Consider the following 20,878-nt stretch of genomic DNA (forward strand, 5'->3'; position numbering starts at 1 on the left):
GGTTACGGACTGCCGGACTTCGCAGAGGAACTCAACTACGGAGTCGATCTATCAACCATCTGAGGGTGGTATCAGATTGATGGGGTGAAGGTGCCCCATCAACCATTAAATCCGTATACCCTTTTAAATTCAGCTTCATTTCAAAAACCACAGCTAATATAAACAAATCATCAACCACTGGAGTAATTATCATGAAAGTTAACCAATTATCTTTGGAGCGCTTGTAGCCAGCATTCTTTCAACACCTGTATTGGCTAACTTCGGCAATACAACCCAGGATCTGCCCCTACTTGAAAGAGGCGTCTCTTCTACACAGATTCTTGCTCAGGGGCAATCCAAACGTTTCAATATTAACATTGAACAAGCGACTACCCTACAAGTGACGAGTGAGCATTTTCCCGGCATAAGGAGCTATGGTAACCGCATTTCAGCAGTTCTTTACAATGAGTCTGGACAACGAGTAGCAGAAGCGTCCAGTCCACAAGGCCACTTCAACCTTGTCCATCAGTTGCAACCTGGGAATTATCAACTCGAAGTTACAGGAAGATCAGGGGGTGGCAGTAACGCAAATGATGATAACCGTTATAAGCTGCACGTTGTCTACTAACCTTTATTGGCAAATATGCTGAGGTTACAGAAGGTCAGCCATGAGCTGGCCTTTTTTATGAAAAATTGATACCCCGGCAGGCAAATTCAGCTTTAATTCAGGAATCTTCGCTAATTTGATATTGCCGCAATCGGCCTAAAAAAAAGACAATTCACAAAGAGGTGTCATCATGTGGAATAACAAGAAGATTCCCTTGGTCAGCATGACGGTTATGGCCTTGGCAATTGGCTCGACGTATGTTTCGGCCCTGGAAACCGAAGTGGGAGAGACCACCGTGGGGCTTTATGGCTACGTCAGGCTGAACATGGCTTACAACTTCGATCGGGATGCCGGATCGGCTAACGAAGGTTACTTTGCTGAAGCCGCAGGATCGGAAGATGAGAGAGATGTAGGGGATCAGTTTCAAGTCACCGCGACACAAAGCCGCATCGGCTTTCAGACCAGTACGCCTGTCGAGGGGAGCACGCTAGACACCGTTATCGAAGGGGACTTCTGGTCCTACAACGATGATAATACGCGCTTCAGACTACGGCATGCTTATGGGTCCTGGAATGGCATCCTTGCCGGACAGACCTGGTCGAATTACAACACCTTCGTCGCCGCCACACCCACACTGGATTTCTTCGGCACGGCGGGAAGCAATGGCTATGGGACGCGCCTGGCCCAGTTGCGCTACAGCATGGGAGGGTTCTCGATAGCTGCGGAGGATCCAAAGGCACAGCTGGCGGAGAACATTGATGGCTCCGTGCCAGACGAGGATTTGCTACCGGATAATGACGATGCCGTATCATCGATACCCGCACTGAGCCTGCGCTATGAAAATAGCATGGGTGAGTTTTCCTACTCCATCGCCGGCATCGCCCGACAGCTGAAGTACGATACCGGCAGCGAGAAGGATACGGAAATGGGCTATGGGGCCTTCGCCGCAGGCGCCTATCATGCTGGGCCGGTGACCTTGAGAGCAATCGTGAACGCCAGCGAGGGGGCGAATAGTTACCTCTATCTGTCTGGCGATTACTTTAACGGTGCCGATGCCTACGTTGATACCAACGGCAAACTGCAAACGCTATCTGGCGACGGCGGAGCCGTTGGGCTTTCTTATCAAATATCGCCGCAGTATTCATTGAACGCGTCTCATGGCTATACCGATGTCGATTTAGGCGACACTACCGTGGGTGGAAATGCAGGTAGAAAGAACAAGAATACATTTCTTAATCTGATGTGGACTCCCAACGAGCGTTTGATGTATGGAATTGAGTACGGCTATTTCGAAACGGAGTTGACCGATGACCGTGAAGAAGATGCGAGCCGTGTGATGGTTGCCGCCCAATATAGTTTCTAGGATAGATGAGTTAGTAGTATAGCAGAGAAGCTGTTTCGATCTTTTAGCTTGGGCGTATGCCCAAGCTTTTTTATTTACACCAGGCACAGCGTATAAAAACATGAACTGGGTCATTTTTTTATACGCCCTATTAAGGGAGGATTCAGGTAAAAGCCTCACAATGGCATTGTAACAAAACAGAAAGGAAGGTTTTCATAAAGCTCAAGCTTGTATTCGATGCTGCAGCTATCGTGATGGTTATGTAAACATCCCAGTTTCAGTTGCACCGCTGACTAGGGTTCTCCGAGCATTGGTGTTTCGCCAGGTATTCCCATGGCGCCAGGTCTTCCAGTGAATCGTGGGGACGTTCATCGTTGTATTCCGTCATCCACGATTCGGTCAGTTGTCGGACTTAGGTAAGGTTCCGGAAGACATACATGTTCAGGATCTCATTCCGGTAAGTCCGATTGAACGCTCAACATACGAGTTCTGAGTCGGGGTGCCAGGTTTGATGAACTCCAGCTTGATATCGTGTTGTTCAGCCCAATCAGCCAGGGCGATCGAGATGAATTCCGGCCGTTATCCATGCGTAGTTTGGCCGGGTAGCCTCGCCAGACGATAATGCGTTCCAGGACCCTTATAACCCTCGGTGCTGGCAGGTTAGGTCAATCTCGATAGCCAATATCTCCCGGTTAAAGTCCTCCACCACGTTGAACTTCCGAAACCGGCGGCCACAGAACAGGCTGTCTCTCATGAAATCCATGGGCCAGCACTGATTAACGGTGGCTGGCACGCTCAATGGCTCCGGGTTCCGTGTCGGAAGTCATTTCTTGCCCCGTCGCCGTTTATTCAGGTTGAGTGCGCAATACAGTCAATGGACCCGCTTGTGATTCCATCCATGACCCCATCGTCGCAGCAACTTGAACAGTTTGCTGAAGCCGTAGGCGGAATAGCGCTCAGTCGCGCTTTGAAGCGCTCCAACCACTGGGTCATCCCGAGATGTGTCCGGACGATAACGGTACACAGAGCCACTGATGCCAGCGATTCGGTAAGCTCTACGGGTGCTGACACCATGTGCTTGCTTGAGGTAATCAACCAGCTCTCGTCGAACGGCTGAATTTACAGCTTTTTTTGATGACATCCTTCAGCAGCTTGTGATCCAGGCTCAGCTCAGCATACATCTGCTTCAGCCGGCGGCTTTCTTCTTCAAGTTCCTTAAGGCGCTTCACATCAGAGGCTTCCATGCCACCGTACTTGGATTTCCAATTGTAGTAGGTCGCATCGGAGATGCCGTACTCCCGGCAGACTTCCTTGACTAGGCGACCGCCCTCGACCTCTTTCAGGATTTTGACGATCTGTGCCTCGCTGTACCGTGACTTCTTCATGCCGTTCTCCGTTTGTCTCATTGTAGGCTGGAGAACTCTAATCACGCATGTACTGATTTTAGGGGATGGTTACAATTACTACTCCTGCTTTTGCAGAACTCGGCCACTCCGAGGGTCAAGATAAACTGCTAAAGGAGGAGATAACTGCGGCGACATCTTAACCAGCGCCTTTCCTCATGAGTACGAATTAAACCTCGACAGCAGCTCTATCGTAAGAATCGAAAGCGATCACTTTCCGACATCAACAGGCACTTCTTTGAGGATGAAAACACAGCTTGTGGATCTCAATCCTGACTTCAATCAATAAGCTCAGCACCTGCGGTATCCAGAGCGCCTGAGTATTCCCCCAGGAACACCTGCGCCGGTGTCCGATAGCCGAGCCGTTTTCGGGGGCGGTCATTCAGTTTGCTGACCACCTTGCGCAGCTCGCCATCGTGACCTGTCGGAAGTAGGTTCCATTGGGAAAGTACTGCCGTATCAGGCCATTCGTGTTCTCGTTGGTCCGACGCTGCCCGGAGCAGTAAGGATCACAGAAATACGTTGCTGCCGTCACGGCCTTGGACACGGCTTCATGGACGGCGAACTCCGAGCCATTATCCAGCGTGATGGTCTGGCCAGCGCCCCGACGAGGCTTCAGCAGGCGGATCATGGCCGCTTTCATCAGCTCCGCCGAGCCCCTGGGCAGCCTTGCCGCCAGCAGGTACTCGCTGCGACGCTCGACCAGCGTGACCAGGCCTGAATGCTTGTGCCCCTGGAGTACGGTGTCGCCCTCCCAATGGCCGATAAAGCGCCGGTTTTCGACCTCAGCGAGGCGGTGCTCGATGCCTATCCGGTTAGGGATCTTGCCAAGCCCTGAGCTCTTGGCCTGAGTGCGATGCTTGCTGCGACGTTTGGGCTGACGCAGATGCTGCCAGAGATCGCCGCCCTGCGCCTTGTCATCCCAGATTAAGTAATAGATCCACTGATGGCTGACACCGACGCCTGCCAGGGGCGCGATGAAGCCGCTGATCTGCTTTGGGCTCCACTCCTCATACAGCCTGCCGACAACGGCAGTGATCATGCTCGGCAGGTGCTTCGTCCACTTCCAGGCGGTACGACGCCGCTGATCACTGAGCACCTGAGCCTGCTCGGGATCGTAGCCACAAGAGGTGGCGTTACGGCGCAGCTCAAGGCTGACGGTGCTGTTATGGATGCCAAGCTCTCCGGCGATCTGCCGCTGGCTCAGGTCATGGCGGGCGTAGATCTGTTATCGTTGGATCTGGGTCAGCTATCGGTATCCCATGCTCTTCTTCACTTTGGTCGGTGAGCCGAGAAGGGTACCGGCGCTGGTCCTCCTACCTCTACCGTGCTGTCCAAAGTGCTGCGTTTATTCTATGAACCCAGGATGTTCTAACAACTCTGGTAATGGGTAACTTTTAACGTCACCAATTGGTGGCGTTTTTTTATTGTTTTTATTTTTAAATTCAGCTTCATTTCAAAAACCACAGCTAATATAAACAAGTCATCAACCACTGGAGTAATTATCATGAAAATTAAAGCAATTATTTTTGGCGCAACGGTAGCGACTATACTATCTACACCTGTCTTGGCTAGCCAAGGCAACACCTCTCAAGGCGTTCCGACGCTTGAAAGAGGCGTATCTTCTACACAGATTCTTGCTCAGGGGCAATCCAAACGTTTCAATATCAATATTGAACAAGCGACTACCCTACAAGTGACGAGTGAGCATTTTCCCGGCATAAGGAGCTATGGTAACCGCATTTCAGCAGTTCTTTACAATGAGTCTGGACAACGAGTAGCAGAAGCGTCCAGTCCACAAGGCCACTTCAACCTTGTCCATCAGTTGCAACCTGGGAATTATCAACTCGAAGTTACAGGAAGATCAGGGGGTGGCAGTAACGCAAATGATGATAACCGTTATGAGTTACATGTTGACTATTAATATATAGTCACTAATTTAAGATACAGGGCCAGCCTTTATGCTGGCCCTTTTATTTAACATATATTTTTATCATTGAAGAAACCTATTCGTAACCGTAGCTAGAATTTTAAAATAAATGAGCAGGCTATACTTGCCTTTGTGTAGCACAAAGGTTCTATATTTTTAGCAAATACCATATTCTTAGCGAAGGAAAAACAATACCAACGTCAACATCCACTGCCTCTGCACAGGTTTACCGGATGAAAACCGTCGAGCATATGTGCCCGTTCGGTTTGAAAACGGTTGATCTACTCAAGCGTAAAGGCTTCACAGTTGACGATAACTTGTTGGCCTCACGGGAAGAAATTGACGCGTTTAAAGAACAGGAAAATGCGACACAACGCCTCAAGTATATCTTGGCGATGAACGTATCGGCGGCTATGAAGAACTCCGCGAGCACCTGGGGATGAGCGTTCCTTACGCTAAGTCCATTACCTATCGTCCGGTGCTGGCGATTTTCGCCACCGCGCTATTGATCGGCTTTGCCTTTAGCTGGGCTGCCCAAGGCTCCCTGTTCACCACTCGTATGCCAGAGTACGCCGTTGCCACTGCGATGGTGCTCTTGGGTCTGCAAAAGCTTCAAGACGTAGAAAGCTTCAGCACCATGTTTCTCAACTACGATCTGCTTGCCCAGCGCCATGTCCCCTATAGCTATGTTTACCCTTACGCTGAAACGCTGGCGGGGCTACTGATGTTAGCGGGTACCCTTATCTGGCTGGCCGCGCCACTGGCGCTTTTCGTCGGTACCGTGGGACTGTGGATGCCGCTTCGAATGCTGCTCGGATGAGTAAGCCTATTTTCGCCAAACACTTGATCGGGATCATGTCTTCATTCTGCGTTGTTCAGGTTGCGTTCAGAATCGTCACCCATGCTGTAGGTAAGGTAACTTCATTCATTTCTATCCGAAACAGCGAGGGTAGTCGCTGTCGATATTGAAGAGGTAGCTTTTTTTATGGCGAAACAGGACAGAACGCCACAGTATAAAGAAGGCAGTCTTTCGCTGGTCGGTGCCGTTGCATTAGGCACAGGCGTGATGATTGGGGCTGGTATCTTTGCGTTAACCGGCCAGATGGCCGAAATGACCGGTTATCTTTTTCCTCTCGCTTTTTTGGCCGCTGCGGTGATCGTTTCTTTCAGCGCTTATTCTTACGTAAAGATGTCCAATGCCTACCCATCGGCGGGCGGCATCGGCATGTACCTTCAGAAAGCATACGGCCCAACACTCCCCACCGCTTTTCATGCGCTTTTGATGTATTTTTTTATGGTGATCGCGCAGAGCTTTCTGGCGAGAACCTTTGGCTCGTACACCTTGGAATTAGGGGATCGCTCCTTTTATGCCCCTCTATTAGGTGTTGGTTTACTACTAGCGGCCTTCTTGGTCAATTTATCCGCCAACAAGCTAATTGAGACGGTTGCCTCGGTACTCGGGTTCGTCAAAATAGGCGGTATTGTTGTGTTTGGTGTTGTCGGTGTGTTTGTTGCCGATTCTCTCGAAATGGGGGCAAGCAGCGAAGCACCTTCGCCTACAATCGCAGGTTTTTTTAGGCGCAACGGCACTGGGCATTTTAGCCTTTAAAGACTTCACGACTATTACTAACATCGGTTCGGAGCTTAAGAACCCCAAACGGAATGTCGGTAGAGCGATTATGATCTCAATTGCCTTATGCATGGTGATCTATGCGCTTGTCGGCTTTGCCGCTCCAGCAACCTTTCCTTATCAGAAATTATTGAAACACAAGATTATTCGCTGGCCGCTGCGGCTCGGCCCGCGCTTGGTGAAGCGGCGGTTGCCTTTACTGTGATACTCGCCATGCTGGCTACCGCCGGTGGGATTATCGCCAGCGTCTTTGCCGTTTCGCGCATGCTTGCGATGCTGACGGAAATGAAACTGGTACCGCACCGTCATTTTCACATGCCCGGCAGCCTGCAAAAGCACACGTTGGTATACACCATTGTATTCGGTTTGGTGCTCACGGCCTTCTTTGACCTGAGCCGTATCGCAGCACTCGGCATTATTCTTTATTTGATCATGGATATCGCTATTCACTGGGGTGTGCTGCGGCATCTTAAAGAGAGCGTGAGCGCCAACCCTATCATACTGGTCATTGCCATACTGCTGGACGCCATTGTGTTGCTGGGCTTTATTTGGGTAAAAGCCACCTCAGACCCTTTTGTTCTTATGATTGCAGGCGTAGTAATGGCGATCATTTTGCTAGGTGAGTGGATGTTCCTCGCCAAACGCGGCACATCAGACGATAGCGAGCATTCTCACCACGCTCATTAACATTAATAGCGCTATAGGAGCTATCCCATGGAAGTCAGAACGTTTGGTGATTTGATTGATTGGACGCGTCAGCTACATGAACATCTCGCTAGTTGCCTAGCCCACTGCGCCACCGAGCATGAAGAAGAGCGTGCTCAAATGCTGCTCAATTATTTAGCTGCTCACGAAGCAGAAATGCAGCGTGTTGTTGCACGCTTTGAGCAACAAGCCGACACAAAGGCATTAAAAACATATGTATATGACTATCTAGAGCATAAACCTATCCGTACGCATCGGACCTGCGATGCTCCTTACGCCGAGTTGAGTTTTGACGATATTTGTCACGAGATTTTCGACTTCCATGAGCAAGCAATCAGTCTTTATCGCAGCTTGGCTGGCAAAGCGGAAATCCCTGAGACCAAAGAGTTGGTGGATGCACTTTTGGATTTAGAAGAACACGAAGCCATGCGCCTTGTTCGCCAAACAGGACGAATGAAAGATGTCTGAAGACTATTTCGAAACAAATGAGAAATACCCTGTTTGCAGCATTGCAGACTTTCGAGAAACTGAACATCAGTTACCTTGAGGTGTATTTCTCTTTTGCTTGCCTTTTGAACTATCACTGCTTTCATTCCCACGTCGGGTTCCTCTGAATAAGGGATACTCATTTTTCTTTGAAGGTATCCCTCTGAGCTTTGTGCTCCACACCATCAATAACAACCGTTTCTGGATAGACTAGCTTATCAAAATCGAAATCCATGCAACCTCCTTACTGAGCATGCATGACAGATATTAGGCCGCCGGCTAGGTTTCCTGCCGCAGGGAGTAATGCTAGGCCGAGAACTGTTCATATTTTTTGCAGCATCTGCTTCTCCAGGTCTTTACCTGATCGTCGCTGGTCTTTTTGCGCTAAAAACACGCCGAACAGCTTTTACTCGCTGGCCAAGTCCCGAACGGGCGCACTATCAAGAAGCACTGAAGAGGCATTGCCTATTCTGTTTCGCACCTATACCAGCCTAGATACCCGGCGTTCAAACCCTGTTGAAGAGAAAAGTGTAGCTCTGCTGTAATGAGCTCTCCTGGCTCCGCTGATTCTGGTTCTTCTTCATCCGAAAACACCCTCATCGTCAACCCTTCTGCGGTGAGCATGAGGCCTTGCTTCAAGTTTTCATAATCAGGATTGTGGTCTGCTGATAACTCCACTAGACGACCATGAATCTTGGTAACTGCGCGGGCACCCTGGCCTTGATCCGTGTTGTCGATAGCGAGAATCGGCGGGCTTTCTGCGGTATACCGATAGGCGCAATACGCAGCGTCTCCCAGCACCTTTTCGATTTCGGCTTCTTGCATCGTTTGGGGATCGATCGCCGGTATATCAGGCGAGTTGACGGCCTCCTGCGCTCCAACCACTTCGGGAGACGGCCCTTGCATCATCGGATTTTCCACTCCTTCGCCAGGGGCAGGATCGCCACAACCGGCGAGAAAAGCGGTGCCCAGCGTTACTGTCGAAAGGATAAGGATCTGACGAGGGCGGTTCTGTGAAGGAATAAACATCAGTCGGCCCTCTCCAAATCGCGTATGAGATATTTCATTTCCGCAATTTCGCGACGCTGTGCCTCAATAATTTCATCGGCGAGCTTACGCACACGCGGATCGGAAATTTGTGCTCGCTCGCTGGTTAAGATCGCGATCGAATGGTGAGGAATCATTGCCTTCATATACTCGTCATCGCCCACGGTAGCCTGGCTGCGGACGAGCCATAATGCGGCGGTGAAAAGCAGAGCGCTGCCCACAAAAATGGCGATATTGATCAGTTTCTTCTGATACATATTGAGCATAAAGCTCAGCATTATCACCGCCATCACAGCGCCCATCACAAGTGCCATCCATGCTCTGGTTTCGCTCCAGAAGACATGCTCATAGGCGTACGTATTGAGATACATCACCCCGTACATAATGACCGTAGAGGTAGCGATCATCGCGCCGAAACGCCAATAAGACATGTTCATAGCGTTTCCCTTTAGTGTCCATGATCTGTTGAACTGCCCGTTTCAAAGCTTGCGTACTCATCTTCCGTCATGCCGGGTAGGCGCATGACAAACGCAGTGATGTTCCAGATTTCATCATCACTGTGAGTAGGTCCGAACGCAGGCATACCACTCATTCGTATCCCATGTTTAGCCAACCAGAATACTTCGCGGGGCTCCCATTCGGAGATGGTATCGGTCAGATGTGGCGGCTCTGGCAGCATGCCTCTAGCCCACTCACTCTGTCGAACTCCCGGGCCGCCGTGGCAATGTTGACACATCGACTTGTAGTCGGTCGCTCCGGCAGTCACCATCTCATCATTCATTGAAGGAGTCGTGATGGCTTCTGCCCTGTCTGCTACAGAATTTTTCATCGTTGTCATCAGCGTCCAGCGTACAAGGGGCTGATGGCCTTGAGTCGCCGCGATGTTGTAGGTGCCGGAATAAGCCACCCAAACGACGACAAGGAGTAAAATCAGAACGAGTATTGCAAGCCCGAAGGCTGCTCCCAGCGCTAAATGCTTAGTTTTCGGCTGCATTGCGGCACCTCGCTTGTTCCTAGAAAGGAAGCGTTGATTCACCTCTCATCACGTGATTTGTTCAGAGTAGTAAGGTTTTACTGGCATGCCAAATTTAAACAATAAGATGGTCTGTTTTGCTGAACTTGTCTGAGCGAGCGTCTACCCAGGCTGCCGATCAGTGCCAGGCCGCTCCGTAAGACTATGGTTGGAACGCCACGCCTTATGTCAGATCGGCTCAATGAGTATGGGTGCGAATCCGCCCCCCGGTGTACGAAAATTCGTGGTTTGGCCTTGGTACAGGCGTGCCGCAGCCAGAATCAGATTGCCACGATAGGTATATAGCCGTACGTCTACCTTGAGCATTTCCCGCTCGCCATCGACCAGAACCAGTCGCTCCGAGGGAGGCACGTACGCCTGAGCGATATAGTCACTTTCGAGTATCTGGGAAAATGTGCGTTTGGTAAGTTTGCTGCCTCGATAAGCGCCCTTGCTGCCATAACCTGCCACTGGTTTAAAAAACCACAGCCGTCGCTGTTGCCAAAGCTCATCTGCGTTACTGGCGGCAACCCTAACGGTGCGCGGAACGCCGCAGCGAAGCAGCTCGGCGTTCTCTGGGCTCAACCCCCAATCCTGAAGAATGGAAGGATCAGACCATTCGGCTAAATTGCGCTTGTCTGCAAAGAGTGCGTGTGCGAATGGGTTTGGGGTTATGACAGCGCCTCCGTCCAGCCAAGCCGAGCGCAGTGCGGCATGCTCTGGCACCTCCAGAGCGAAGTCCACTAAGCGGTTGTAAACCATGTCGATTCGCTCGCCGCCGCTGTATAACGCACCCAACTCATATCTGAGATCAGAGGGAGAGACTATGTGGGCATCGATACCATTATCCCGAAACAGCTGCTGTGCCAGTCGGAACTCAGGATAGAGGTACTGCTCGATAGGCTGGTCATCGACGATCGCTATGCTTTTCGGTCGTCCACTGCCCCGCTGGGCGCGCCATTCACTCTCGAACTGGGCGATGACCGCAGTATCAAAGTTTTCGGCCCAGGCCACCCGAGTAGCCCCGCTGCAGCATTGCAGTTGGGCACGTGCAAGCTCAGCATTGAGGAACGCGCCCCCCGCATTGGTGTTGACTTCGATGAGAAGCGGACCCTCCCCACCGAGGTGAAAATCATAGCCCATGAAGGCGCCTACGGGGCCAGGATTGGCTCGGGCGCTCTGAGGAGCTCTGGAAAACACACGGTGATGAAAGTCGGGGAGCTTGGCCGCAGCTTCCAGAGCTCCGACAATGGCCAGCATTCGATCCAGATCTTGGCTGGGAACAAAAACCGCAACATCTGAAAAGAAGTGATGCCAGACTGAACTGGAAAGCATGTCGTTCGCATTACTTCCCAACTGATTAGCTAGACTACGAACCACTTCTGGCCGATCGAGAGTGACGCAGACGCAGTGCTGGTTCAGCTTTTTCGCCTTCGTTTGTGCTGGGGAATAATTGGTGTCTTGCAAGAGAATACCCTCCGTGTCTATATATCGCCGATCTCCAACCCATGAATATTTCGGCTGAAATCTCCATTGCATCTTGTAGTAAAGGCAAGTTGGTAGAACAGGAGGCCTATGCTTCTTAAAAATACCTGAGCTATTAATGTTCGGCTACAACTTGCTAAAAAGACGAAAGATCTCCCCCCTCTTTAGCCTGGTCAACGATAGGATAGTAAATTTCGGAGCTACGACCTCGTCAATTTACGAGTACGGGATATAGCCCATGATGCGTGTATGCCCTCACGAGCCATTGGACGCAGCAAAAAAAGCAAAGACCTGAACAGTTCGAAATAACCGAGCAAACCCCTATCTCAGTTATGGACTGGATACAGCTTGCTCAACTCAGAAATAGAGACTTCTTGTTTCCCAGCCGAATCAACAGCGCAAAGCATCTCTCCACGCGCCAATATGTCCATATTGTGAAAGCCTGGGTCACCGAAATAGGTTTAGATGCCTCAATCTATGGCACGCACATAATGCGCCGCACCAAAGCTTCGCTTATATACCGTCGCACGAAAAACTTGAGGACAGTGCAGCTGCTCCTGGGTTACACGAAGCTGGAAAGCATCGTCCGATATATTGGGATTGAAATAGATAATGCGTTGGATGTGGCAGAACAAACAGAAGTTTGATATAGACAAACGACGGCCTATTTCGGGCCGTCGTTGCCCGGCCAGAAGCGATCTTTTAGTTAAAGCTGACATAATGGCTCATCATTAGATGAAAACCTTATTCGAACACTTACATTGACCGCTTAGACAAACCCTTCAAACCCCAAATACTAGACCAAACAGTGTCTAGAATACCTGGTCCGATTCAGCTAGACCGCTCCTGTTGAGATGGCCGTTATCTACTATGCTGCTCTCAGTTGTCACATACATGCATGTTAGGAGCCTGCCATGACCGCACAATCCCGAGACAGTATCGACAATATCTGGGGTGATAGAACGCCCTACGTTGGCAAATGGCCCGATCGCCCTGATTATCAGCTTGCCGACGAGCCTGAGCGCTGGGTGCAATCGGCCTGTGTATTGTGCTCGAACGGATGTGGGTTAGACATCGGCGTCAAGGAAGGAAAAATCGTCGGCGTGCGCGGTCGCACCGATGACCGGGTCAACCGAGGTCGGCTCGGGCCGAAGGGGTTGCATGGCTGGATTGCCAACCACAGCGATAATCGGCTCACTCAGCCGTTGATTCGCCGTGACAGCGGCCAACTGGAACCGGCTAGCTGGGACGAAGCGATGGAGCTGATCGTGCGCCGCTCAAAAGAGATTTATGAGCAGTACACGGCTAATGCAATAGGCTTCTATACGTCGGGCCAGCTATTTCTGGAGGAGTACTATACCCTCGCCGTGATCGGTAAGGCTGGCCTCGGCACACCTCATATGGACGGTAATACCCGATTATGCACTGCAACCGCTGCGGCAGCGTTGAAGGAAAGCTTCGGCTCGGACGGTCAGCCGGGAAGCTATACCGATCTGGATATGACCGAGGGGATTCTTCACGTTGGCCATAACATTTCCAATACCCAGACTGTGTTGTGGATGCGGATTCTCGACCGGCTAAGTGGACCCAACCCGCCCAAGCTGGTGGTAATCGATCCGCGGCGTACAGCCACTGCGGCCAAGGCGGACGTTCACCTGGCGCCACGGGTCGGCACCAACGTGCCGCTGCTCAACGGCCTGCTCCACCTGATTATTGAAGCGGGGCATATCGACCAGGACTTCATCGACAATCACACGATGGACTTCGACAAGCTCAGGCAAACGGTGGCGAAGTATTCGCCGGAGCGTGTCGAAGAACTGACTGACGTGCCGGTAGCTGACCTGCGTGCTGCTGCCACCATTCTCGGTGAGGTTAAAAGCTTGGTCTCTACTGTCTTGCAGGGCGTCTATCAGTCTAACCAGGCAACGGCCGCTGCGGTTCAGGTCAACAACATTAACCTCATCCGTGGCCTGATCGGGAAGCCTGGCAGCGGTGTATTACAAATGAATGGCCAACCCACGGCACAGAACACGCGCGAGTGCGGTGCCGACGGCGACTTGCCGGCCTTTCGTAACTGGGAAAACCCGGACCATGTCCAGCAACTGGCGGATCTGTGGAACATAGAAAAAGAACAGCTCCCCGCCTGGAAACCGCCGACCCATGCATTGGAGATCTTCCGCTACGCGGAAAAAGGTACTTTAAAGATGCTCTGGATCTCGGCCACCAATCCCGCCGTGTCGCTGCCGGACCTACATCGAGTACGCGCGATGCTCGCTCGCAAAGATCTCTTCGTGGTGGCTCAAGATGGTTTTCATACCGAGACGACCCTTCTGGCCGATGTCGTGCTGCCGGCAGCGATCTGGGGCGAGAAAACAGGCTGCTTCACGAACGTCGACCGGACAGTGCATATTTCGCATAAGGCCATCGAGCCCCCCGGCGAGGCGCGAGCCGACCTCGATATCTGGCTTGATTATGCACGCCGCATGGATTTTCGAGACAAGGATGGCGAGCCGTTGATCAAGTGGAACACGCCCGAGGAAGCGTTTGATGCGTGGCGCGAATGTACGCGGGGCCAACTCTGCGACTACACGGGCATGAGCTATGAGAAACTAAGCGGCGGCTCCGGTATCCAGTGGCCGTGCAATGAGCAGTATCCGCACGGGCGCGAACACCTCTATTCCGACTATGTTTTCCGTACATTCTACGACACAGCGGAGAACTTCGGTCATGACCTGGACACCGGTGCGGCCGTCACGCCCAAAACGTTTAAAGCGCTGAACCCCGCTGGCCGCGCTCTTTTGAAGGGCGCCGACTACGTTGTTCCTCACGAAATAGTCGATGAGGACTATCCGTTGCACTTGACCACCGGAAGAGTGGTGTTCCAATTCCACACGCGAACCAAGACTGCCCATTCTCGCGAGCTGAACGAAGCTGCGCCGGATGCCTTTATCCAGCTTAATGGCGAAGATGCAGAGCGCCTGGGGATCGAAGAAAGAGACATGTTGCAGATTGAGAGCCGGCGCGGGTGGGCCTACGCTCCAGCGCGTATTGGTGATATCGAGCCAGGCCATGTGTTCATGCCGTTTCACTATGGCTACTGGGACAATGACGAGCGGCCTCGAGCAGTCAACGAGATGACGCTGTATGAGTGGGATCCGGTGAGCAAACAGCCGTATTTCAAGTACGCCGCGGTGCGTTTGCGAAAGATGCAACCGGGCGAGCCCTTCGAGATGGATGATCCGATGCGCGACGAGCATTTAAAGGAGGCTTCGGAGAACCCCAGGGCGCATGTGGCCGATTACCTCGGTCTGCTCGACGATAGCTCGCGCGCCACTGCTCAGGCGCTGTTCGCCGTGGCGGAAAAGCATAAAGCCGAGCCGGACATTGGCGCGATATGCAAAATGCTAGCGCGCTTCTCACAAGAGCATTCCGAAGACTTGCAACCATGCATCCAGCGCTACGGCGAAACTCAGGAAAAGGAGGCAGATAAGCTGCTTGAGGTGCTTCAGCCGAGCCACCATAAGGGCCCTCTTTCGCTACTGCGTGATTTGCATGATTGCTGGTTGCTGGCACAGGAATCGCATATATCGATCGTTGTGTTGAAGCAAGCTACGCAGGCGCTGCGCGACGACGAAATGATGGAGCTATTGCAGCGCATGTCGGAGCATAACAGTCGGCAATTGGCCTGGCTGAAGACGCGAATCAAGCAGACCGCTCCGCAAAGTCTGATAGTGCCAAGTTGATGGGCGAGGATACGAAGAATGGAAAGCCATTTGGCGGACCGGAGTGGTTCTGGTCCCCGGTCACCGCTGCATTCACGACGCTATTGATCGGGGGTGTAGCGGTCATTGCCGGTCAACCCTGGCTATTCCCCAGCCTGGGTCCGAGCATTTTCCTGCATGTGCACAAGCCCAACCTAGAGTCGGCCAGGCTTTACAACACGGTGATGGGGCATTTGATTGGCGTGGCCGCAGGCGCAGTCGGTGTTCTACTGACCGGGGCGAGCCAGGCCCCATCGGTGCTGTCGAGCCAGACCATGCCCCTGTCGCGCGTCGGTGCATCGGCCATCGCGATGGGAATTTGCCTGCTCGTTCAGCAGCTACTTAAGGCCTCGCACCCGCCGGCTGCGGCCACAGCTCTGCTGATCGCCTTAGGCGGTTTCAAGCTGGTACCTTCCGATATGCTCGCCATTGCGGTTGGGGTCGGGCTGATCGTCTTGATCGGTGAGCCGTTGCGACGCGCACGTGCTGGAATTTTGTTTGGTGATAAGCGTAATAAATAGTTTGATCTGAGCGGGTTGCGGCGGGCTCCGTGAGGCTAATAGACTGTGAACACGGAAAACTAATCGTCGATTTACAGCGGTTTCCGTCACTCAATGGAGGGTACGCCACTCGACAATCTGCGCAGCAAGGCTTTTTCTTGCGCTAGCACAGCGAAGAACTCTATCCATAGGGCAGCTTTGGCAGACGGTGACAGAAAGCTAGATACCGATACCCTGTCGATGGCTGCCTGGAAGCTCAGGCGGTTTTTTGTAGTGTTTCCTATATTCTCTTTGTAAGGATCCTGGACGGGGGGAATGACAATGCGGAGTCAAGTAGGTGAACAAGCGATGACACCTTGATGCTGGACAGCGTACGGTTACCTATATATATGAATAGCGGTTTTTTAGCGGTATGTGGAGGATTAAGCACATATCTTATTGGCAGGTGGTAAAAGCTGAACTAGCCTCAAAGATAGTGGACTTGTTGCTTGCTAAAAAAGTGGCCGCGACTCAGGAAGAGACCAGGGCAAGGAGCTTACAATGGATATAGCGAGGAACGCGCACGAATACGGCGATATTCATTTGGATATCCTCACCTTAGACGCCAAAGGTATCACCGCCAGAGAGGACGCTTTGGCCATCGAAGAGGCGTTGGAAATCCGCCTATCGGGTGCCGAACCTGTTATCACTATGCGAACACCAGGCCACGATCGAGAACTGGCCGCCGGATTAATGCTAAGCGAGGGGCTCGCGCGTACTAAGGATGACTTTGAAGTTATCGACCATCTAGTCGGGCAGCCCAATGTACTGCAAGTAGTGCTTAAGCGCTTTAATGCCACTAAGGCCGAACGCTTGGAGCGTTCATCTCTCTCTAACAGCGCCTGTGGCGTATGCGGTAAGAAAAAGCTGAATCTTGAGGCTATGCAGGGGCTGCCACCTTTAGCATTTTCCAATCAGTTGAGTCGACAACTGCTCTCTTCGTTGCCAGCAGAGCTACACAAGCATCAAACACTCTTCGAGCAAACCGGCGGGTTACACGCCGCTGCCCTGTTTGATACCAGTGGGCAACTACTGGTATTACGAGAAGATGTTGGACGTCATAATGCGGTGGACAAATTGAATGGATGGGCAGTATTGAATAATCAGCTGCCGCTTTCTGATCGCATCATGCTACTAAGTGGACGAGCTAGTTTCGAGCTCATTCAGAAATGTATCATGGCGCGGGTGTCGGTTGTATGCGCGATTTCCGCCCCCAGCAGTTATGCGGTGCGGCTGGCAAGAGAGTTCGGTATAACACTGGTAGGATTTCTGCGCGAGGGTCGTTTTAATATTTACTCAGGCTCGGAGCGGATTCTCGGACCCTCTTATGTGTTGCCCAATAGTGCCGTCAACAAACGCTCAGCCTAGTCTGGGCACTCATTTACCAGCGTGTTCGTGGTTTATGGTCCCTCTGTCGCCTTGCCGGTAAAGTCGGTGACTGGCTTGTCGATAGGCTTGTCGAGCCGCTCGGAAAAAGCTCTTAACCCCGCCAGTAGTGGCTGGATGGCATGCCAGAGTTCATCGTCGTGCAGCAGCTTATACAGACCGCGGATACCTGGTGCTTCTTTGTTGTCAGTTTCTTCAGCGGTCTTTGCGTCACTCTTTTCACTACTCTTTTCATTACCATGATAGCTGCTGACCTCGCCCATCCCCTCCTTAATCGCGAACATCACTTGGTAAAAACGATCCGGGGGGATGGAGGACAAGGTCATCGCCATGATCGAGATATTTTGAATAGCGTTGAGAGACCCTTCTTTACTCAGTCCGTTAACCAAGATACGAATAATATCGGAATTGGCGGCCACCATATCGTTAGTAAAGCGCAGCACCCCATGCTCATGTAGGGTCTGAAGCAGGGTCTCTAACTCTTCGTGAGCATCAGGGCCTATCTTTGGCGGCGTCACGTCCTGGGAGATTCGTTCGGCCATTACATTTTCCTCGGATTGGTTTGCTGGGCGGGCGGTAACCGATAATCTTCTTGCATCCACTTGACCTCAACCGCTACGCCTTGATTAGGCGTGCGCCGCCCGAAGCGATAGTTAGTACTGGGTAGTGGCGGTTCTGTGCGCTTGTCGAGCACCTCAAGTTTGACGGCTGTCTCCTTGTAGGCCGGCGTTTGTACAACGGGGTCGTTATGTTCGCCCGTTAGGGCGTTCACTCCCGGCTTGCCGAAATGGATTGGCATGAACAGGGTCTTGCCAGCCACACGGTCAGTAATTAACGCTGGGAAATCGATACTGCCGCGTCGTGAAGTAATCCGTACCCAAGTGCCTTCCTTGATGCCCCGCTCGGCGGCAAGTTCAGGGCTAACTTCGACAAAGCCATGCGGGGCCTGATCCCAGATGCCTTGCGAGCGGCCTGTCTGATTGGCCCCTTGGAATTGTTCAAGTATCCGACCATTATCGAGTGATAAATCATATTCCGCATCGGTAGCTTCTTCAGGCTCCTTCCACTCCATCGGGAAAAGGTTGGCCTTGCCGTCTTCTGTATGAAATCCATCGGTATACAGAAGGGGTGTATCAGTACCATCCGCAGCTACTGGCCACGACAGGGATTTCCAGCCCTCCAGGCGTTCGTAGGTGACGCCAGCGAACATCGGCGAGATAGAGGCGCACTCTTGCATAATCTGAGAAGGGTGTGTGTAACCCCAATCATGGCCCATACGAGCGGCCAAGTCGGTAAGGATACGCCAATCAGGACGACTGTCACCAAGTGGTGGCAGCACTTCATAGAAGCGTTGGATACGCCGTTCCGTATTGACAAATGTTCCGTCTTTTTCAACGCTAGGGCAGGCGGGCAGCACTACATCAGCAAACTCCGCAGTACGGCTTAAAAAGATATCCTGCACCACCATAAAATCAAGATTTTCAAAGGCGGAATGTACGTTATGAGTATTGGCATCGGAAAAAGCAGTTTCCTCGCCAATCACATACATCGCTTTGATATCGCCCTGGTCGGCCGATTGCACCATGAGGAAATTGCCTTCACCGACCTCATTAGAGAGCTGGCTCGGATCGACGCCCCAGCCTTTAGCCCAGCGCTGTCGTGCGCTCTCATCGGTGACTTTATCATAGCCGGGGTACATATTGCGTAGGCAGCCAAAATCGCTCGCACCCTGCACATTATTATGGCCACGCATAGGGTAACCGCCAGTGCCGGGCTTGCCATAATTACCTGTTACCAGTAGTAAGTTGGAAAGTGCAGTACTAGTATCCGAGCCGTGGGAGTGCTGGGTGATTCCCATCGCCCACAGCAGGCAGACGTTTTTTGCCCGGCCAATCATTTCGGCGGTGTTGATTAGCTCCTGCTTGGAAATCCCTGTCTTGAATTCGGCGAAATCCAAGGTGAATGGCTCCAATGAGCGGCGGTACTCCTCCACGTTATTGACCCATCTTCCCAGAAAATCCAGGTCCGCTAAGTGGTTATCGAACATATAACGCGACAGAGCCGAAGCCCAAATAAGGTCAGTGCTGGCATTGGGGCGTAGAAAAATATCAGCGCGTTCGGCCATCTCGTGCTTGCGTGGGTCCATGACGATCAATTTTTGGCCGCGTAGTTTTTGCGCAGCTTTAATCTTTGAAGCAATCACAGGATGGTTTTCGGCCGTATTGCTACCCACTAACACGACCACCTCAGCTTGCTCAATATCTTTGATGGTACCGGCGTCTCCACCGTAGCCGACAGTGCGAAACAAGCCTTTAGTGGCGGGGTTTTGGCAATAGCGCGAGGAGTTATCGACACTGTTAGTGCCGATGATCAAACGAGCGATTTTCTGAGTTAGGTAAGCTTCTTCATTGCTGGCCTTACTTGAGCCAATAAAACCCAGACTGTTAGAACCATGCGTGTCGCGGACTTCAAGCAACCTGCGAGCTACGAGATCTAATGCTTCCTCCCAACTGGCTTCACGAAAGCGGCCATTCTCACGGATCAGTGGAGTGGTCAGTCGTTTCTCGCTATTAACGAAATCCCAGGCAAATTTACCTTTAATACAGGTAGAAATACCGTTGGCAGGAGCGTCAGGGGAAGGTTGAACCTTGAGGATATGACGATCGCGCGTCCACATTTCAAATGAGCAACCGACGCCACAATAGGTACAGACCGTTTTAGTGCGTTTGATGCCGGGCTGGCGCCAAGCTGAATCTATTTCCGAAATCCCTGTGATGGGCTTAGCGCTGATGGTCGTTTCGATTTTCTTGACGATTTCGATCATCGGCCGTTTAAGTGACCATGGCATGGAGGTAAGCGGACCCGCATGCTCATCCATGCTATTTTCCATCAGTGCGTTGCAAGGGCAAACAGTGACGCAATGTCCACAATGAACGCAGCTTGAATCATTGATTTCCTTGCCGCCATCCCAAAGTACGCGAGGGTTTTCACTGGCGTAGTCAATGCTTAAGGTTTCATTGACTTCGATGTTCTGACACGCTTCGACACAACGGCCACACAGAATGCATTGGTCAGGATCGTAGGTATAAAACGGACTAGTAGTGTCTTTAGCATGCGGTTTAGGTTGAAACTCATAACGTTGAATGGGGATATCCATTTCCACCACTGCGTTATGCAGGCTGCAATCGCCATTATTGTTTTCACATACCGTACAGTACAGCTCATGCTTGCTAAGCAGGCGATCCATTCCTTCGTGGCGTGCTGCAACAGCCTGTGGATCACGGCTGGAAATTTGCATCCCTTCTTGGGTACGCAGCGCGCAGCCTCGTTTTAGCTCTCCATTGACTTCGACCCAGCAGGCATCGCAGGTTTCAATCGCCCCTAGCGAGGGATGATAACAAACACTTGGCAAAGCGATGCCATGACCTTCTAGAAAGTCGATCAATGGCTCATCGGCGATGCCTCTTATTTCTTCTCCATCGAAAATGATCGTGCACGGCTGGCTCATATGGGCATTCCTCCATGAATTCTTTATTTTTAATATGCAGCTCTACCTCTGTGTCGAT

The 20,878-nt window shown here is 51.8% G+C and carries 17 protein-coding genes and 3 pseudogenes; 12 read left to right on the top strand and 8 right to left on the bottom strand.

Features of this window, described 5'->3' with window-relative positions:
* Window positions 1–776 precede the first annotated feature (776 nt).
* Window positions 777–1,949 carry a DcaP family trimeric outer membrane transporter gene (locus HZS80_RS20450; protein WP_052703841.1) on the top strand — a complete coding sequence of 391 codons (1,173 nt, stop codon included), beginning with the start codon at window positions 777–779 and terminating at the stop codon, window positions 1,947–1,949.
* A 256-nt stretch (window positions 1,950–2,205) separates the two neighbouring features.
* Here HZS80_RS20450 and HZS80_RS20455 read toward each other — a convergent pair.
* Together HZS80_RS20455 and HZS80_RS20460 are read right to left on the bottom strand one after the other, a co-directional pair.
* Window positions 2,206–3,313 (bottom strand): annotated as a pseudogene (locus HZS80_RS20455) (IS3 family transposase).
* Between the two features lie 296 nt (window positions 3,314–3,609).
* Window positions 3,610–4,580 (bottom strand): annotated as a pseudogene (locus HZS80_RS20460) (IS30 family transposase).
* Between the two features lie 258 nt (window positions 4,581–4,838).
* On the opposite strand from HZS80_RS20460, the gene HZS80_RS20465 reads away from it, so the two are divergent.
* The 7 genes and pseudogenes from HZS80_RS20465 to HZS80_RS20480 all read left to right on the top strand — a co-directional run bounded on the left by HZS80_RS20465 (window position 4,839) and on the right by HZS80_RS20480 (window position 8,064).
* On the top strand, window positions 4,839–5,255 hold the full coding sequence (locus HZS80_RS20465) for a hypothetical protein (RefSeq protein ID WP_035555993.1): 417 nt from the start codon (window positions 4,839–4,841) through the stop codon (window positions 5,253–5,255).
* Window positions 5,256–5,494: 239 nt separating this feature from the next.
* Window positions 5,495–5,704 (top strand): hypothetical protein, encoded by a 210-nt coding sequence (locus HZS80_RS23655; RefSeq protein WP_235272586.1) that lies wholly within the window; start codon window positions 5,495–5,497, stop codon window positions 5,702–5,704.
* Window positions 5,701–6,081, top strand: coding sequence for a MauE/DoxX family redox-associated membrane protein (locus tag HZS80_RS23660; protein ID WP_235272585.1), 381 nt, complete (start codon window positions 5,701–5,703; stop codon window positions 6,079–6,081). Before HZS80_RS23655 ends, HZS80_RS23660 begins: the two co-directional genes overlap by 4 nt.
* Window positions 6,082–6,246: 165 nt before the next feature.
* A complete protein-coding gene (locus HZS80_RS24250) occupies window positions 6,247–6,870 on the top strand; it encodes an amino acid permease (RefSeq protein ID WP_338035172.1) in 624 nt (207 codons plus the stop codon).
* Window positions 6,857–6,958, top strand: a pseudogene (locus HZS80_RS24255) (hypothetical protein); the annotation flags it as partial. The gene HZS80_RS24250 and the pseudogene HZS80_RS24255, both read left to right, overlap by 14 nt.
* Window positions 6,958–7,578: a hypothetical protein gene (locus HZS80_RS24260; protein ID WP_338035175.1), complete on the top strand. Its 621-nt coding sequence runs from the start codon at window positions 6,958–6,960 to the stop codon at window positions 7,576–7,578. The pseudogene HZS80_RS24255 and the gene HZS80_RS24260, both read left to right, overlap by 1 nt.
* A 27-nt stretch (window positions 7,579–7,605) precedes the next feature.
* Window positions 7,606–8,064, top strand: coding sequence for a hypothetical protein (locus HZS80_RS20480; protein ID WP_035555996.1), 459 nt, complete (start codon window positions 7,606–7,608; stop codon window positions 8,062–8,064).
* A gap of 483 nt (window positions 8,065–8,547) precedes the next feature.
* On the opposite strand, the gene HZS80_RS20485 is transcribed toward HZS80_RS20480, so the two are convergent.
* From HZS80_RS20485 to HZS80_RS20500, 4 genes are all read right to left on the bottom strand, one after another.
* The gene (locus HZS80_RS20485; RefSeq protein ID WP_035555998.1) at window positions 8,548–9,111 is read right to left on the bottom strand and encodes a hypothetical protein; all 564 of its coding nucleotides are present in this window, start codon (window positions 9,109–9,111) and stop codon (window positions 8,548–8,550) included.
* Window positions 9,111–9,566 (bottom strand): DUF305 domain-containing protein, encoded by a 456-nt coding sequence (locus HZS80_RS20490; protein WP_035556000.1) that lies wholly within the window; start codon window positions 9,564–9,566, stop codon window positions 9,111–9,113. Before HZS80_RS20490 ends, HZS80_RS20485 begins: the two co-directional genes overlap by 1 nt.
* Window positions 9,567–9,577: 11 nt before the next feature.
* Window positions 9,578–10,123: a c-type cytochrome gene (locus tag HZS80_RS20495; RefSeq protein WP_045812310.1), complete on the bottom strand. Its 546-nt coding sequence runs from the start codon at window positions 10,121–10,123 to the stop codon at window positions 9,578–9,580.
* Window positions 10,124–10,330: 207 nt separating this feature from the next.
* A complete protein-coding gene (locus HZS80_RS20500; protein WP_246362381.1) occupies window positions 10,331–11,476 on the bottom strand; it encodes a hypothetical protein in 1,146 nt (381 codons plus the stop codon).
* A 395-nt stretch (window positions 11,477–11,871) separates the two neighbouring features.
* Between HZS80_RS20500 and HZS80_RS23665 the strand changes: the two genes are divergently transcribed.
* From HZS80_RS23665 to fdhD, 4 genes are all read left to right on the top strand, one after another.
* On the top strand, window positions 11,872–12,273 hold the full coding sequence (locus tag HZS80_RS23665; RefSeq protein WP_167408847.1) for a tyrosine-type recombinase/integrase: 402 nt from the start codon (window positions 11,872–11,874) through the stop codon (window positions 12,271–12,273).
* Between the two features lie 267 nt (window positions 12,274–12,540).
* On the top strand, window positions 12,541–15,369 hold the full coding sequence (locus tag HZS80_RS20510; RefSeq protein ID WP_035556002.1) for a molybdopterin oxidoreductase family protein: 2,829 nt from the start codon (window positions 12,541–12,543) through the stop codon (window positions 15,367–15,369).
* A complete protein-coding gene (locus HZS80_RS20515) occupies window positions 15,369–15,908 on the top strand; it encodes an HPP family protein (protein ID WP_052703838.1) in 540 nt (179 codons plus the stop codon). Before HZS80_RS20510 ends, HZS80_RS20515 begins: the two co-directional genes overlap by 1 nt.
* Before the next feature lie 519 nt (window positions 15,909–16,427).
* Window positions 16,428–17,294, top strand: a complete 867-nt coding sequence (gene fdhD, locus HZS80_RS20520) for a formate dehydrogenase accessory sulfurtransferase FdhD (RefSeq protein ID WP_052703837.1) — start codon at window positions 16,428–16,430, stop codon at window positions 17,292–17,294.
* A gap of 32 nt (window positions 17,295–17,326) precedes the next feature.
* On the opposite strand, the gene HZS80_RS20525 is transcribed toward fdhD, so the two are convergent.
* Together HZS80_RS20525 and fdhF are read right to left on the bottom strand one after the other, a co-directional pair.
* On the bottom strand, window positions 17,327–17,854 hold the full coding sequence (locus HZS80_RS20525) for a helical membrane plugin domain-containing protein (protein WP_035556004.1): 528 nt from the start codon (window positions 17,852–17,854) through the stop codon (window positions 17,327–17,329).
* The gene (gene fdhF, locus HZS80_RS20530; RefSeq protein WP_035556006.1) at window positions 17,854–20,820 is read right to left on the bottom strand and encodes a formate dehydrogenase subunit alpha; all 2,967 of its coding nucleotides are present in this window, start codon (window positions 20,818–20,820) and stop codon (window positions 17,854–17,856) included. Before fdhF ends, HZS80_RS20525 begins: the two co-directional genes overlap by 1 nt.
* Window positions 20,821–20,878: the final 58 nt, after the last annotated feature.

This window comes from Vreelandella glaciei, from assembly GCF_013415125.1.
GTDB classification, from domain to species: Bacteria; Pseudomonadota; Gammaproteobacteria; order Pseudomonadales; family Halomonadaceae; genus Vreelandella; species Vreelandella glaciei.

Bases quoted from the DNA above. Each gene is read 5' to 3' on its own strand.
- HZS80_RS24250 (WP_338035172.1), top strand. From the start codon at position 6,247: ATGGCGAAACAGGACAGAACGCCACAGTATAAAGAAGGCAGTCTTTCG.
- HZS80_RS20510 (WP_035556002.1), top strand. From the start codon at position 12,541: ATGACCGCACAATCCCGAGACAGTATCGACAATATCTGGGGTGATAGA.
- HZS80_RS20485 (WP_035555998.1), bottom strand. From the start codon at position 9,111: ATGTTTATTCCTTCACAGAACCGCCCTCGTCAGATCCTTATCCTTTCG.
- HZS80_RS20495 (WP_045812310.1), bottom strand. From the start codon at position 10,123: ATGCAGCCGAAAACTAAGCATTTAGCGCTGGGAGCAGCCTTCGGGCTT.
- HZS80_RS23660 (WP_235272585.1), top strand. From the start codon at position 5,701: ATGAGCGTTCCTTACGCTAAGTCCATTACCTATCGTCCGGTGCTGGCG.
- fdhD (WP_052703837.1), top strand. From the start codon at position 16,428: ATGGATATAGCGAGGAACGCGCACGAATACGGCGATATTCATTTGGAT.
- HZS80_RS20500 (WP_246362381.1), bottom strand. From the start codon at position 11,476: ATGCTTTCCAGTTCAGTCTGGCATCACTTCTTTTCAGATGTTGCGGTT.
- HZS80_RS20515 (WP_052703838.1), top strand. From the start codon at position 15,369: ATGGGCGAGGATACGAAGAATGGAAAGCCATTTGGCGGACCGGAGTGG.
- fdhF (WP_035556006.1), bottom strand. From the start codon at position 20,820: ATGAGCCAGCCGTGCACGATCATTTTCGATGGAGAAGAAATAAGAGGC.
- HZS80_RS20450 (WP_052703841.1), top strand. From the start codon at position 777: ATGTGGAATAACAAGAAGATTCCCTTGGTCAGCATGACGGTTATGGCC.
- HZS80_RS20480 (WP_035555996.1), top strand. From the start codon at position 7,606: ATGGAAGTCAGAACGTTTGGTGATTTGATTGATTGGACGCGTCAGCTA.
- HZS80_RS20490 (WP_035556000.1), bottom strand. From the start codon at position 9,566: ATGAACATGTCTTATTGGCGTTTCGGCGCGATGATCGCTACCTCTACG.
- HZS80_RS23655 (WP_235272586.1), top strand. From the start codon at position 5,495: ATGAAAACCGTCGAGCATATGTGCCCGTTCGGTTTGAAAACGGTTGAT.
- HZS80_RS20525 (WP_035556004.1), bottom strand. From the start codon at position 17,854: ATGGCCGAACGAATCTCCCAGGACGTGACGCCGCCAAAGATAGGCCCT.
- HZS80_RS20465 (WP_035555993.1), top strand. From the start codon at position 4,839: ATGAAAATTAAAGCAATTATTTTTGGCGCAACGGTAGCGACTATACTA.
- HZS80_RS24260 (WP_338035175.1), top strand. From the start codon at position 6,958: ATGCATGGTGATCTATGCGCTTGTCGGCTTTGCCGCTCCAGCAACCTT.